At 70.0% G+C, this 14,415-nt stretch carries 14 protein-coding genes; 12 read left to right on the top strand and 2 right to left on the bottom strand.

Annotated features, from left to right (window positions below; genetic code table 11):
• Positions 1 to 133: 133 nt before the first annotated feature.
• The 7 genes from ACWDR3_RS27740 (at position 134) to ACWDR3_RS27770 (ending at position 7,537) form a co-directional block, all read left to right on the top strand.
• Complete coding sequence (locus ACWDR3_RS27740; protein ID WP_450355295.1) at positions 134 to 1,162, top strand: LacI family DNA-binding transcriptional regulator; 1,029 nt, start codon at positions 134 to 136, stop codon at positions 1,160 to 1,162.
• 106 nt (positions 1,163 to 1,268) lie between these two features.
• Complete coding sequence (locus ACWDR3_RS27745; protein WP_450355296.1) at positions 1,269 to 2,498, top strand: sugar ABC transporter substrate-binding protein; 1,230 nt, start codon at positions 1,269 to 1,271, stop codon at positions 2,496 to 2,498.
• Positions 2,491 to 3,471, top strand: coding sequence for a carbohydrate ABC transporter permease (locus tag ACWDR3_RS27750; RefSeq protein WP_450355297.1), 981 nt, complete (start codon positions 2,491 to 2,493; stop codon positions 3,469 to 3,471). The genes ACWDR3_RS27745 and ACWDR3_RS27750 overlap by 8 nt, the downstream gene beginning before the upstream one ends.
• Positions 3,472 to 3,478: 7 nt before the next feature.
• Positions 3,479 to 4,345 (top strand): carbohydrate ABC transporter permease, encoded by an 867-nt coding sequence (locus ACWDR3_RS27755; RefSeq protein WP_450355298.1) that lies wholly within the window; start codon positions 3,479 to 3,481, stop codon positions 4,343 to 4,345.
• A 41-nt stretch (positions 4,346 to 4,386) separates the two neighbouring features.
• Entirely contained in the window at positions 4,387 to 5,175 is a 789-nt protein-coding gene (locus ACWDR3_RS27760; RefSeq protein ID WP_450355299.1) for a ThuA domain-containing protein, read from the top strand.
• Positions 5,172 to 6,314, top strand: a complete 1,143-nt coding sequence (locus ACWDR3_RS27765; protein WP_450355300.1) for a Gfo/Idh/MocA family protein — start codon at positions 5,172 to 5,174, stop codon at positions 6,312 to 6,314. The genes ACWDR3_RS27760 and ACWDR3_RS27765 overlap by 4 nt, the downstream gene beginning before the upstream one ends.
• A gap of 77 nt (positions 6,315 to 6,391) precedes the next feature.
• Positions 6,392 to 7,537, top strand: a complete 1,146-nt coding sequence (locus ACWDR3_RS27770; protein ID WP_450355308.1) for a Gfo/Idh/MocA family protein — start codon at positions 6,392 to 6,394, stop codon at positions 7,535 to 7,537.
• A gap of 133 nt (positions 7,538 to 7,670) precedes the next feature.
• On the opposite strand, the gene ACWDR3_RS27775 is transcribed toward ACWDR3_RS27770, so the two are convergent.
• The gene (locus ACWDR3_RS27775) at positions 7,671 to 8,651 is read right to left on the bottom strand and encodes an ArsR/SmtB family transcription factor (RefSeq protein WP_450355301.1); all 981 of its coding nucleotides are present in this window, start codon (positions 8,649 to 8,651) and stop codon (positions 7,671 to 7,673) included.
• Between the two features lie 148 nt (positions 8,652 to 8,799).
• Here ACWDR3_RS27775 and ACWDR3_RS27780 point away from each other — a divergent pair, with 148 nt between their 5' ends.
• The 4 genes from ACWDR3_RS27780 to ACWDR3_RS27795 all read left to right on the top strand — a co-directional run bounded on the left by ACWDR3_RS27780 (position 8,800) and on the right by ACWDR3_RS27795 (position 12,432).
• Entirely contained in the window at positions 8,800 to 10,131 is a 1,332-nt protein-coding gene (locus ACWDR3_RS27780) for a competence protein CoiA family protein (protein ID WP_450355302.1), read from the top strand.
• 144 nt (positions 10,132 to 10,275) lie between these two features.
• Positions 10,276 to 11,007: a helix-turn-helix transcriptional regulator gene (locus ACWDR3_RS27785; RefSeq protein WP_450355303.1), complete on the top strand. Its 732-nt coding sequence runs from the start codon at positions 10,276 to 10,278 to the stop codon at positions 11,005 to 11,007.
• Complete coding sequence (locus ACWDR3_RS27790; protein WP_450355304.1) at positions 11,004 to 11,975, top strand: pyridoxal-phosphate dependent enzyme; 972 nt, start codon at positions 11,004 to 11,006, stop codon at positions 11,973 to 11,975. Before ACWDR3_RS27785 ends, ACWDR3_RS27790 begins: the two co-directional genes overlap by 4 nt.
• A 91-nt stretch (positions 11,976 to 12,066) precedes the next feature.
• Complete coding sequence (locus tag ACWDR3_RS27795; protein WP_450355305.1) at positions 12,067 to 12,432, top strand: cupin domain-containing protein; 366 nt, start codon at positions 12,067 to 12,069, stop codon at positions 12,430 to 12,432.
• 63 nt (positions 12,433 to 12,495) lie between these two features.
• Here ACWDR3_RS27795 and ACWDR3_RS27800 read toward each other — a convergent pair whose 3' ends face one another.
• Complete coding sequence (locus ACWDR3_RS27800) at positions 12,496 to 13,470, bottom strand: NAD(P)-dependent alcohol dehydrogenase (RefSeq protein WP_450355306.1); 975 nt, start codon at positions 13,468 to 13,470, stop codon at positions 12,496 to 12,498.
• A gap of 198 nt (positions 13,471 to 13,668) precedes the next feature.
• Here ACWDR3_RS27800 and ACWDR3_RS27805 point away from each other — a divergent pair.
• Positions 13,669 to 14,415 (top strand): SDR family oxidoreductase (locus tag ACWDR3_RS27805; RefSeq protein WP_450355307.1); only part of this gene is annotated, 747 nt, incomplete at its 3' end.

Below are 14,415 nucleotides of genomic sequence, written 5' to 3' on the forward strand. Positions count from 1 at the left end.
GGAGGCCGGGCCCGATTCTTTTCCTGCACGACCCTTGCCGTCGTTCGCGGCCCCTCCCTACAGTCTCGTCCCAGTCAATCGATACGCATCGACAGTGCGATCGACACCGAGGGATCCGAGGGAGGTGCTCCGCGTGGTCACGAGTCGGGATGTGGCGCGGTTGGCGGGCGTCTCCCAGAGCACGGTCTCCTACGTCATGAGCGGGCGCCGCTCGATATCCCCCGAGACCCGGCGTCGGGTCGAGGAGGCGATCGAGACGTTGGGGTTCCAACCCAACGCCGGTGCGCGGGCGTTGGCGAGTCAGCGCAGCCAAGTCATCGGCCTGGTCGTGCCGTTCGCGCCCGGAGCGGACATGACGGGGGTGCTGCCCTTCATCGAGACGATCACCAAGTGCGCCCGGGAAGAGGACCACAACGTCATCCTGGCCACCGAGGACGAGGGCGCCGAGGGCCTCACCCGGCTCAGCGACCAGTCCCTGTGCGACGCGATCGTACTGATGGAGGTCGGGTCCAAGGACCCGCGTATCCCCGTGGCGGCAGGCCTGAGCGTGCCGGTCATCCTGATCGGCGTGCCGGACGACCCCGCGGGCCTGTACTGCGTCGACCTGGACTACACCCTGGCCGGACGCATGGCGGTGGACGAGCTGGCCGCATCCGCGCACGACCGCGTCGTCCTGCTCGGCTACCCGCGTGACGTGATGGAGCGTGACGTCAACTTCGTCCGCCGCTTCCTGCGCGGAGCCGAGGACGCGGCCGCCGCGCACGGCATCGCCTACGCCGAGGTCAGCCCGCCGGACACCAGCCGGGCCGGGGCCGAGGCCGCCCTGGACGAGGCGCTCGCGGAACAGGCGTCCGGCGGGGGAGAGCGGCTCGGACTCGTCGTCCCCGACCCGCAGTTGATCCAGCCGACCCTGCAGAGCCTGCTGGACCGCGGTCTGGTCCCGGGCCGCGACCTGTCCGTCATCGGACTGTGCACGGACCGGACGGCCGAGACCTCCACACCCCCCGTCACCAACCTCTCGCTGGAACCCAGGGACGTCTCGCGCCGCGCGATGCGGATCCTGTTCCGGCTGCTGAACCGCGAGAGCGTGCCCACCGCTTCGACCGTCGAACTCGTCACCCCACGTCTGACCCTGCGTCGGACCAGCCTGCCCGCCCGCTGATCCCCACTGTTCCGGCTCAAGGGGGATGACGCGTCATTGCTGTCGATACGCATCGACACCCCCGCGCGGTCCGCCCGAGACAGCGCCGACCGAGGAGAGAACGAACATGGCTCAACGACGAGCGATCCTCAGCAGAACGACACTGACCGTGACCCTCGCGCTCATGGCGCCGCTCGCCCTGAGCGCCTGCGGCTCGAACAGCGGATCGTCCGGCGGCGCCGACACACTGCGGGTGATGGACTACTACGCCGATCAGCCCGACAAGGGGATCTACGCGAAGGTCCTGGACGCGTGCGGGAAGCAGAACGGCGTGACGATCAAGCGGGAGGCCGTGGCCGGGCCGTCCCTGATACCCAAGGTGCTGCAGCAGGCCTCGTCGCGGACCCTGCCCGACGTCCTGATGCTCGACAATCCCGACCTGCAGCAGATCGCCGCCAGCGGCGCCCTCGCCCCGCTCAGCGACTTCGGCCTGAAGGCGGACGGATACGCCGAGGGCGTGGTCGACGCCTCGACCTACCAGGGCAAGCTCTACGGCCTGCAACCGGTCACCAACACGATCGGCCTCTTCTACAACAAGGACATGCTCGACAAGGCGGGGGTCAAGCCGCCCACCACCTGGGCCGAGCTCAAGTCGGCCGCCAAGAAGCTCACTTCGGGCAAGCGGTACGGCATCGCCTTCGCTGCACCGGCCACCTACGAGGGCACCTGGCAGTTCCTGCCCTTCATGTGGTCCAACGGCGGCGACGAGAAGGACATAGCAACTCCCCAGACGGCGCAGGCACTTCAGCTCTGGGTGGACCTGGTCAAGAGCGGCTCGGCCTCCAAGTCCGTGGTCAGCTGGGCCCAGGCCGACGCCAACGACCAGTTCGCGGCGGGCAACGCGGCCATGATGATCAACGGCCCCTGGCAGTTCCCGGTCCTGGACAAGAAGACGAGCCTGCACTACGACGTCGTCCAGATCCCCGTGCCCAAGGCCGGCGGAACTCCCGTCGTCCCGTTGGGCGGTGAGACCTGGACCATCCCGCAGACCGGCAACGCGCAGCGCCAGGACAAGGCGGCCAAGGTCGTCGCGTGCCTCAACTCCGACAAGAACCAGCTGGCGCTCGCCGAACAGCGCCAGACCGTGCCGACCAAGACCGCACTGATGGACAAGTTCGCCGCCGAACAGCCCAGGATGAAGGCGTTCACCGACCAGGTGCGCAACGCCCGTGCCCGCACAGGTGAGTTGGGCAAGGACTGGCCCAAGGCGGCCACCAAGATCTACACCGCGATACAGACCGCGCTCACCCAGGGGGCGACTCCGACGAAGGCGCTGAAGCAGGCCCAGGATGGCTGACGTACTGCGCCGCGCGGTGCGGGCCAAGGAGCACGCGGTGCCGGCCACGGACAGTGCCCCGGCGGGCCGGAGACTCGGGAAGCTGCGGAATCGCGGTCGACGGGGCCAGTCCCACCTGCTGTTCCTGCTGCCCGCCGTGGCCTACATGGTCGCCTTCTTCGGCTACCCGGTCGTGAAGAACGTCGTCATGGGGTTCCAGCACTACACGACGACCACCTTCTACACCGGCCAGGCACCCTGGGTCGGCCTCGCCAACTACCGGGCCGTCATCTCGTCCTCCGTCTTCGACAAGGCGCTCCTCAACACGCTGCTGTTCACGGTGGGTTCGATCGCGGGGCAGTTCCTCACCGGCCTGGCCATCGCCCTGTTCTTCCGCCGCAGGTTCCCGCTGAACGGCGTACTGCGCTCCCTGCTGCTGTTGCCGTGGCTGGTGCCGCTGATCGTCTCCAGCGCGGTGTGGCGCTGGATCCTCGACCAGGACAACGGCGTCCTCAACCGCTTCCTCGGCGCCCTCCATCTCGTACAGGACCGCCCCGGCTGGCTGACCAGCACCTCGCTGGCGCTGTTCGCGGTGATCGTGGTCAACATCTGGATCGGGATCCCGTTCAACGTCGCGATCCTGTACGGCGGACTCCAGGACATCCCCGAGGAGTTGTACGAGGCGGCGGCCCTGGACGGTGCCACGGGCTGGCGGGCGTTCCGGCACGTGACCTGGCCGCTGCTGCGTCCCGTGGTGAGCGTGGTGCTCGTGCTCGGGGTGGTCTATACGGTCAAGGTGCTGGACGTCATCCTCGGGCTCACCAACGGCGGTCCGGCGAACGCGACGCAGACCATCGCCAGCCAGTCCTACCAACTCTCCTTCCAGCAGTTCGACTTCGGACAGGGTGCCGCGCTCGGCAACATTCTCATCGTCATCTCGCTGGTCTTCGCCGTCCTCTACCTGCGCGCGAACCGTCGCGCCGTCGAGCAGTGAGGCCGTCATGGCAACTGTGACGCACACACCGGTCCGACCGGTCACGCCCGCACCCGTCCACCGGCGCCGCTCCCGGCGGCCCTGGGGATACACCGCGATCGGCGCACTGATCCTGGCCGTGATGCTGTTCCCGGTCTACTGGATGGTCAACGTCTCCCTCCAGCCGGCCAACACCGCAGTGAGCACGCCCTGGTTCCCGACCCACCTGAACTTCGACGGGTACTCCACCGCGCTGAGCCAGCAGGGTTCCAACCTCCTGACCAGCCTGATCGTCGCGGTGGGCAGCGTGGTGTTCAGCCTGATCATCGCCAGCCCGGCCGCGTACGCGCTCGCCCATGTCAACGCGCGCTGGGTCGGCCCGGTGCTGTTCGGGATCCTGATCAGCCAGATGGTCCCGGGCATCGTCGTGGCCAACGCCCTCTACAGCGCGTACAACGATCTCGGGCTGCTCAACTCGATCCCCGGCCTGGTCCTGGCCGACTCCACCGCGGGCATCCCGTTCGCGATCCTGATCCTGCGGGCCTTCATGGGCAACATCCCCTCCTCGGTGATCGAGGCGGCCCGGGTCGACGGGGCGGGCAGAGTCAGGGCGTTCGTCTCGATCGTCCTGCCGATGAGCAGGAACGCCCTTATCACCGCAGGGCTGTTCACGTTCCTGTTCACCTGGAGCGACTTCCTCTTCGCGCTGACCCTGACGACGACCGAGGACGTCCGCCCCGTCACCCTCGGCCTCTACCAGTACCTCGGCGCCCACGTCAGCGACTGGAACGCGGTGATGGCCACCGCGACCCTCGCCTCCGTCCCGGCTCTCGTGCTGCTCCTGGTGGCACAGCGCTACATCGCCACCGGCGTGACCGGCGGAGCCGTCAAATGACCCGCCCCCAGGGCGACTTCGGAGAAAGGCAGAACACCCCTGTGACCACGTCTTCCGCACCGCCCCCGGCCCCGATCCGCGTGACCGTGTGGGGGGAGAACCGCCACGAGAAGATCGAGGAGCACGTGGCCAAGATCTACCCGCAGGGCATGCACACCACGATCGCCGAGGGCATCAAGGAGAACCTCGGCGACGCCTGCACCGTCCGCACCGCCACACTCGACGACCCCGAACACGGCCTGACCGAGGAGGTGTTGGCCTCGACCGACGTCCTCACCTGGTGGGGACACGCGGCCCACGCCGAGGTGTCCGACGAGGTCGTGGAACGGGTGCACCGGCACGTCCTGTCCGGCATGGGCCTCGTGGTCCTGCACTCCGGCCACTGGTCGAAGATCTTCGTCAAGCTCATGGGCACCAGCTGCACCCTGCGCTGGCGCAACGAGCACGACCGCGAGCTGGTGTGGACGGTGAACCCGACTCACCCCATCGCCAAGGGAGTTCCGCATCCGCTCGTCGTCGACGAGGACGAGATGTACGGGGAGTTCTTCGACATCCCGGTCCCGGACGAGTTGGTGTTCGTCAGCTCGTTCACGGGCGGCGAGGTGTTCCGCAGCGGCTGCACGTTCCGCCGCGGCCACGGCCGGATCTTCTACTTCAGCCCTGGCGACCAGGACTACCCCGTCTACCACAACAAGGACATCCGCAGGGTGATCGCCAACGGCGTCCAATGGGCGCGCACGGACCGGCCCGAGCGCAGCCACCCGGTGCTGCTGCGCTACGACACCGACGACTTCTTCAACGGCGTGGACTACTCGGGGCCGCTTCGATGACCCACCGGACCATCCCCTGCGGGCCCGACAACCCCCTGCGCGTGGTCGTGGTCGGTGCCGGCTCCATGGGACAGCAGTGGCTGACCACCCTCATGGCCGCACCTGAGGCAGAGCTCGTGGGCATCGTCGACCTCGACCTGGACGCGGCCCATCGGTCCGCCGCCGGTCTGGGCCTGCCGGACCTCCCGGTCGGCGCCGACGCGGTCGCGCTCGCGGCCGACACCGGCGCTCAGGCGGTCGTCAACGTGACGGTTCCGGTGGCCCACCACCCCGTCACCACCGCGGCGTTGTTCGCCGGGCTGCCTGTCCTCGGCGAGAAGCCGATCGCCGACACCCTGGCCCACGCCCTGTCCCTCGCCGCCGCGGCCGAGGTGAGCGGCGAGCTGTTCATGGTGAGCCAGTCCCGGCGCTGGAACCCCCAACTCTTCGCCCTGCGCGGGATGTTGGGAGAACTCGGGGCGATCGGCACGCTGACGACCGAGTTCTTCAAGGCTCCGCACATGGGCGGCTTCCGTGAGGAGATGGCGTACCCGCTGCTGATCGACATGGCGATCCACGCCTTCGACTCGGCCCGTTTCCTGCTCGGCGCGGACCCGGTCTCCGCCTACTGCCAGGCGTACAACCCGCCGTGGAGCTGGTACGCCGGCGACGCCGCCGCGAGCGCCGTCTTCGAGATGGAGGGCGGTGCGCGCTATGCGTACAACGGCAGTTGGTGCAGTCCGGGCGCCGAGACCTCGTGGAACGGTACGTGGCGGGCGAGTGGCGAGAAGGGCTCGGCGCAGTGGGACGGCGACACCGAGCCCGTGCTCGTCGCCGATGTCCAACCCGCCGAGCGGCCCCGCTCCCCGTACTCCGACATCGCCGGAGCGCTGCGGGTCTTCGTCGAGTCGCTGCGGACCGGCAGCGTGCCCATGGGCGAGGTGCACGAGAACACCATGAGCCTGGCGATGGTCGAGGCCGCGGTGGAGTCGGCCAGGACCGGCCGGCCCGTGCTCGTCGACGACGTCCTCGACCAGGCGTACGCGACGGCCCTGCGCGAGGAGAGACGCCCCGACGTACGCGCTGCTCTTGCCGGTTGGCCGTCGGTCCGCGCCGCCCTCGCCCCGCACCAGGCACCGCCCGCACCCACCTCCGCCTGACGCCCTACCGATACGGAGATCCCGTGCCCCGCCCTTCGCCCGACCCCGTGTCCGGCCGCCCCCGCCTCGGGGTGGCGATGATCGGCCACTCGTTCATGGGAGCCGTGCACTCCCAGGCCTGGCGCACCGCTCCCCGCGTGTTCGACCTGCCCTTCGACGTCGACATGACCGTCATCTGCGGCCGTGATCCGAAGAACACGGCACGGGCCGCCGAGCGGCTGGGGTGGGGCGACTGGGAGGCCGACTGGCGGCAGGTGGTGCGCCGCGACGACGTGGACGTCGTCGACATCTGCACCCCCGGCGACTCGCACGCCGACATCGCGGTCGCCGCCCTGGCCGCCGGCAAACACGTGTTGTGCGAGAAGCCCCTCGCCAACACGGTGGAGGAGGCCGAGCAGATGGCCGCCGCCGCTCAGGTCGCCGCCGAGGCGGGCGTCCGGTCGATGGTCGGTTTCAACAACCGGCGGGTGCCCGCACTGGCCCACGCCGCGTGGCTGATCGCCGAGGGCGTGATCGGCGAGGTGCGGCACGTCAGAGCCCAGTACCTCCAGGACTGGATCGTCGACCCCGAGTTCCCGCTGGTGTGGCGGTTGCGGAAGGAGCGGGCCGGGTCCGGCGCGCTGGGGGATCTCGGCTCGCATGTCATCGACCTCCTCCAGCACCTGACCGGCGAGCGGCTCACCGGGGTGTCGGCGGTACAGGCCACGTTCGTCACCGAGCGCCCGCTGCCGACGGAGTCCAGCGGGCTGTCGGCGAGCGCCGGGGAACAGCGCGGACAGGTGACCGTCGACGACGCGACCGCGTTCACCGGCCGACTGGAAGGGGGCGCCCTCGTCGTGGTCGAGGCGACGCGCTTCGCCACGGGACGCAAGAACGCTATGCGGATAGAGGTCAACGGCTCACGGGGGTCGCTCGCCTTCGACTTCGAGGCGATGAACGAGCTCCAGCTGTACGACGCCACCGATCCGGAGACGGAGGCGGGATTCCGCCGGATCCTGGAGACGGATCCTGAACACCCGTACCTGAGCGCCTGGTGGCCGCCCGGGCACGGCCTGGGCTACGAGCACGCGTTCGTCCACCAGGTCCACGACTTCGTGACGGCGCTTGCGGAGGACGGAAGCCACCCGAGCCCGTCCTTTGCCGACGGCCTCCAGGTCCAGTACGTGATGCGGGCCGTCGAACGCAGCGCCGCGGACTCCTCCCGCTGGACGAGCGTCGACTGACCGCCCGGGCGGGGTGCGGGAGGGTTCAGCACGCGCGCGTGGGCGGTACAGGACCCACGCACGCGTGGGCGGTACAGGACCCACGCACGCGTGGGCGGCAGGCGCACGCATCACGCGCGCGTGGAGGGCGATTTCACCCCGCGTCGAGCAGCCGCAGCCCCAGCGGAGTCGCCGAGTGCAGGACGTACTTGCCCGCGCGCCGGCTGTCGACCAGGCCGCCCTCGCGCAGCACGCCGAGCTGCTGGCTGACGCTCGGCAGGGAGAGGCCCACCGCTTCGGCGACCTCGGAGGTGGTCCGGCCCTCCCGCTCGGCCACGTCGGCCAGGACCGCGGCACGCGTGCGTCCCAGCAGCCGTACGAGAGCCTCCCCGGTCCGCAGGGAGACGTCCAGCGGGGTCTTCGACACCGGGTAGACCAGCACGGGCGCCAGCTCCGGGTCGGCCAGCGCGGTCGGCCTGCCCCAGCAGAAGTACGAGGGGACCAGCAGCAGCCCGCGCCCTTCGAGATGCAGGTCGCGGTCCACGGGGTAGTCCACTTCAAGGACCGGGGAGTGCCAACGCGCATGCGGATGCAACCCGTTGAGCAGCGCGACGGTGCCGCCGTCCAGGAGCGTCTGGGTGCGCCGGTCGAGGTCGTCGCCGACCATCGCGCGCACCTGGGACCAGTGCGGCTCGACCAGGGTGCGGAAATAGACCCCCAACGCGTGCGTGAGGGCGGTGAGTCCGCCGTCGCCGGGGCGGCCGAGCCCGGTGGTCCAGCCGGGCAGCGAACGGGTCCCGCTCAGCCGCGTCAGCTCGCGCACCACCCGTCGGCGCGGAGTGGCGCGCACCTCGTCGAGGCCTGCGGTCAACTCCGCGCCGGAGATCGGCGGAGTGAGGAAATCGGGGATGTAGCCCACGCTGGGGATCAGTGACCGCAGCGGTTGGAGGGCCTCTCTCAACGCCGGTTCGGCGGCGATTCTCGAACGTGCCGAACGACGCCACTGACCGAATTCCAGCGGCCCCTGTCCGGTCTTCAGCCGACACATACTGCAGACGAGCTCCCACAGCGGGTCCGGGCGCCGCAGGATCCGGATGCTCTGCAGGTCGTGGGGGGTGAAATGAATACGGAGCATTACGTCCTCGCTCGCTCGGGACATGCCGGACGCGAGCCGCCCTGCTCTCGCCCGGCGATTCCCGTTATATCAACGAACGCAATTCCGTGGCCCCTTCCCGCCCGGCCGCCCGAACCCCGTTGTCAGTGCCGCGTCCTACGCTCGAAGCATGACCTACAGCGTCTGGCACAGGGGCCTCGGAATCACGCTCGACCTCACCGAGGCCGATCTCGGGCACCCGGAATACCCGGGGCTGCTCGACGAGATCTACGGCAATTACCAGCCGGATCTTCTGTACTGCCTGGAAGCCCATGAGGACGAGGGCTTCATCTGCCCCGGTTTCATGGCGATCCGCAAGGTCGACGGCCGTCCGCACGGGATGCATGTGGCCAAGGGCGAGCGCCCCGAGACGAAGGCCGAGAGCGATCTCCACAAGGCACTTGAGGAATACACCGCGCAGGTCGCCGGGGGAGAGGGATTCCGGGTCACGCGCCCGGACGGCGCCCGGCGCGGGAAGCAGCGCACCGACGTGACCGTGGAGGGCACCGACAGCCGGCGGTTCGGCTACGAGATCCAGCTCTCGGCGATAGCGGGCGGATCCGTCGACGAGCGCACCCGCGGCGCGCGCGAGGCCGGGCTCACCCCGCTGTGGCTCGTCAACAACGAGAACGCGATCCCCATCGACCGAGCCCCCTGGGCCCGGCTGAATGTACAGAGCTGGCGAGACGTGACCGACCGCGCCGCCCTGCCGGTGCGCGGCGGCATCAAGCACCTGCAGATGTCCCGCTGCGACTGGACCAACCCGGTCCCGTGCCCACGCCAGGGCACCAGCAGGTGCGGCGGCCGGCACGGGCTGTGGGAACCGGTACGCGGTCTCTACTACGACGACGTCATCCGGCGCACGGCCACCGGCGAACTCGTCTCGCTCTACCTGCCCCACCCGGCAGGCCGCCGCGGCTGGCACATGTGGGTCACCCCGGCAGACAAGGAGGAGTTCCTCGAAGGCCGCCCGGAACCCCTGCCGGGGGTGCCGACGCAACGCCGGGGAGGAACGGCGGATCCCGTACGCCGACCGCTCGTCCCCGGCGCCGAGGACGGCACGGAGGCGGATGTCCGCGCGGAGCTCGCTCGGGCGCGTGACGACGAACGGCCGCTCGACGCCTCGCTGTGGCACACGGAACCGCCGTCCTGGGAGTTCTCCCGGCCGTTCACCGTGGGCGAGTTCGTCATACCCGGCGACCTGGTCGCCGCCCGGCGCACCTTCACCAGGGCGCTGGCCCACTGCCAGGACATCGCCTCGCACCTGCCGAGCGGCGCCGATGTGGCGGCGGGACGGGCCGAGATCACCGGCGAGCAGCGGGAGCGGCTGTCGGACGCGCGCGAGCGGTGTCGCCGGCTGGCCGAGGAGATGCACACGCACACCTGGTGGGAGACGGTCGGCGACCGGCACGCGGCGAGGGAGGCGCTGCTGCACGCGGCGACGCACGACTCGGTGTCGTAGATGGACGGCGTCCGTGCGCGGAGGGACTGTGGATGGCATCTGGACTTAAAGTCCAGAGATTGGACGTGTAGTCTAGGGTTCTGATGTGGCACTGAACGCCGGAGCCACCGCATCACCGGACCGGGGAAGAACGGGGGACAGGCCATGGACGCCGACGAGGCACCCGCATACACGCCCACACCCACACCCGCACCCGCGCTCACCGCCGAGCGCGACGCGATCATCGCCGCCCTCGGACCCGTCGTCGACGGCCTCGTGGCGACCTTCGGGCCGATGTGCGAAGTGGTCCTGCATGACTACCGGCAGCCGGAGAAGTCCGTCGTCGCCCTCGCCGGCTCGGTCACCGGACGGGCCGTGGGTGGGGCGATGAGCGAGATCGGCCTGCGGATCGTCGCCCGTGGCGACGCGGCGGCCGACGACCTCAACTACGTCACCCGCACCCCGACCGGCCGACTGGTCAAGTCGTCCACGATGGTCCTGCGGGACTCCACGGGCGCGGTCTTCGGCGCGCTGTGCGTCAACGTGGACGTGACCGCCGTGGGAGAGGCCCACGCGCTGCTCGGCGCGCTGGCCGGCCTCGGCCGGGGCACCGCCGAGGCGCCGGTCACCACCTTCGGCAACGACGTCGACTCCGTCGTGGACGCCATCCTCGACACCCACCTCGCCGGACAGCACCGGTCCTGGACCGGATTGGACCGCGCCGGACGGCTCGAACTGTTCCGGGGCCTCGACGAGCACGGCGTGTTCGCGGTGCGCCGGTCCGTCGAGCAGGTCGGCGCCCGCCTCGGCATCTCCCGCGCCTCCGCCTACAGCTACCTCTCCCAGGCCCGCGCCGCCGCGGCCCCGACGCCCGAATCCGATGGAGGACCCGCGTGACGACCACCACCCCGCCGATCACCCTCGACGCCGTCCGTGACGCCGCCGCGCAGATCAAGGGCATCGCCCACCGCACCCCCGTGCTCCGCTCCCGCACCCTGGACGCGCTGGTCGGCGCCGAGGTCCACATCAAGTGCGAGAACTTCCAGCGGATCGGCGCCTTCAAGTTCCGCGGCGCCTACAACGCGGCCTCCCGGCTCACTCCGGAGGAGCTGGCCCGCGGCATCGCCGCCTACTCCTCCGGCAACCATGCCCAGGCGGTCGCCCTGGCGGCCCGGGAGCTCGGCAGCACCGCCGTCATCGTGATGCCCGAGGACACCCCGCGCTCCAAGCGGGACGCCACCGCCGGATACGGCGCCGAGATCGTCACGTACGACCGCTACACCGAGGACCGGGTCGCCGTCGGCGAGGCCCTCGCCGCCGAGCGCGGGCTCGCCCTCATCCCGCCGTACGAGCATCCGCACGTGATGGCGGGGCAGGGCACCGCCGCGCTCGAACTCCTTGAGGAGGCGGGGGAGTTGGACGCGCTGGTCGTGCCGGTCGGCGGTGGTGGGCTGATCGCCGGGAGTGCCACGGCGGCGAAGGGCCTGTACGCGGGGATCCGCATGATCGGCGTCGAGCCCGAGGCCGGGGACGACACCAAGCGGTCCCTGGCGGCGGGCCGGCGCGTCAGCATCCCGGTGCCGCGCACCATCGCCGACGGCCAGGCCGCGGACATCCCCGGCGAGCTGACGTTCTCGGTGAACCAGCGGCTCGTCGACGAGATCGCCCTGGTGTCCGACGACGAGATCCGGGACGCGATGCGGTTCGCGTTCGAGCGGCTGAAGATCGTCGTGGAGCCGAGCGGGGCGACTCCGCTCGCCGCGCTGCTCAGCGGGCGCGTGGGTGCGCTGCCGCGCAGGGTCGGCGTGATCGTCTCCGGCGGCAACATCGCCGCGGACCGCTTCGCGGAGCTGTGCGGCCATTGATCGGCGAGGGGCTGCCGTCCCTCGAATGGCGCCATCCGTTTGACAGACCGACGATGGAGTGGTGGGCGGGTTCGAACGGAAGGGAGCCGTCATGATCGAGGTCAAGTCGGTGGACAAGCCCGACGAACGGCGTGATTTCCCGCGCGGCCACCTGGAAGCGGTCCATCTCACCGGGCTCGACTTCGCGGTGGGCACCTTCGAACCCGGCTGGCGCTGGTCCGAGTCCGTGGCGCCCATCGCCGGTACGGAGAGCTGCCAGGTCCATCACAACGGATACGTCGTCCAGGGGCGCATGGGCGTCCGCATGGACGGCGGTGGCGGTGAGAGCGAGGTCGGACCGGGCGATGTCTTCGTGATTCCGCCCGGACACGACGCGTGGGTGATCGGCGACGAACAGGTCATCGTGTACGACTTCGCGGGCGGGATGGCCCAGGAGTACGCGAAGGCGAAGGACTAGGCACCGCGTTCGGTCGAGAAGGCCGGAGAACAGGCGCCCTTGCTTGGCCCTCTCGCGGCCTTCTCACACCGTGATGACGATCTTCGCGCGTGCGTGCTCCACCTCCATGTGCCGCATCGCCTCCGGCACTTCACTCAGCGGGTACGTGCGCTCGACGACCGGCGAGAGTTGCCCGGAGTCGGCGAGCCTGCGCAGCTCCGCCAGGTTCGCCTTGCTCTGTTTCGCCGGGAGTTCGCGCAGCCGCTGCCGGACGAAGGGTGCGGTCAGCCGCCCCTTGATGAAGAGCGTCATCGGCCCGAACAGGCTGCCGCCCTCGTAGAAGCCCCCGCCGGACAGGACGAGCGTTCCGGTGGGCGTGAGGGCGCGCCGGAAGTCAGTCAGTGAGCGGTTGCCCACCAGGTCCAGGACGACGTCGTAGCGGCGCCCGGCCCGGGTGAAGTCCTCCTGCGTGTAGTCGACGACGTGGTCCGCGCCGAGCGAGCGCACCATGTCCACGTTCCGGGTGCTGCACACGCCGGTCACCTCGGCGCCGTACGACTTGGCGATCTGTACGGCGAACGTGCCCACACCGCCGGACGCGCCGTTCACCAGCACCGACTGACCCGCCACGACCTGCGCGATGTCCCGCAGGCCGATGAGTGCGGTGTTCGCCGCGAGCGGCACCGCGGCCGCCTGCTCGAAGGTGAACCCGGCCGGCTTCACGTCCACCGAATGGTCGGCCGCGCAGACGAACTCCGCGAACGCGCCGTCGGCCTCCCCGTACACCTCGTCCCCGGGCCGCAGCCCCTTGACCGCGCCGCCGACCGCCTCGACGCGCCCGGCGAAGTCCCGGCCCCTGATCCGCGCCTTCGGCCGCCCGCGACCCATGCTCAGCCGGGCGATCCTGGGATCGCCGCGCATGAAGTGCCAGTCGTACGCGTTGACCGAGGCCGCGAGCACCCGCACCAGCACCTCGCCCTCCCCGGGCACCGGCTGGTCGACCTCCTTGACCTCCAACGTGTCCGCCGAGCCGTACCGGTCCTGAACAACTGCCTTCATGGGATCCCCCTCCATCACTCCGGAGAGTAGGGAAAATCCGCGACCCCGGATATCCGGGACGAGCCCTACGTCTCCGGGATGACGCGCGCTCCCGCTTGCCCTTTGGAAACCGATCGGTTTACTGTGGTCGCGACATGGAAACCGATCGGTTTCCAGTCGGACCGTCTACCTAGTGTTCGCACAGTCGGGAGAACCCCCATGACCACCATCGAAGGTTCCGTCGCCCTGGTCACCGGCGGCAGCCGAGGCATCGGCAAGTCGCTGGTCGAGGCCCTCTACGAGCGAGGCGCCAAGAAGGTGTACGCCACCGCCCGGGACCCGCGCACCGTCACGCATCCGGACGCCGTGCCGCTGGCCCTCGAGGTGAGCGACCCCGACTCCGTGGCGGCCGCCGCCGCGCAGGCCCAGGATGTGACCCTGCTCATCAACAACGCGGGCGCGTCCGTGAACGCGAACTTCCTGGACTCGCCCATCGAGGACGTCCGCCGCGAGTTCGAGACCAACTTCTACGGACCGCTGCTGGTCACCCGCGCTTTCGTTCCCATCATCGAGCGCAACGGCGGCGGCCACATCCTGAACTTCCACTCCGTGCTGTCCTGGGTCGGCCTCCTCGGCTCCTACAGCGCCTCCAAGGCGGCCCTGTGGTCCCAGACCAACTCCCTGCGCCTGGACCTGAAGCCGCGCGGCATCGAGGTCACCGGTCTGCACGTCGGTTACGTGGACACGGACATGGCCGCCCACGTCGACGCGCCCAAGTCCACGCCCGAGAGCGTCGCCGCCCAGGCCCTCGACGGCATCGAGGCCGGCGCCTACGAAGTGCTCGCCGACGACCTCACCCGCCAGGTCAAGGTCGAGGACGTCGAGGGCCCGGTGGAGGTGGTCAACAAGTTCTGCGGCACCCTCTGGACGGCGACCTACGACCACTCGCCCCTCGACGTGGTCGCC

This window comes from Streptomyces sp. NPDC001002 (genome assembly GCF_053599215.1).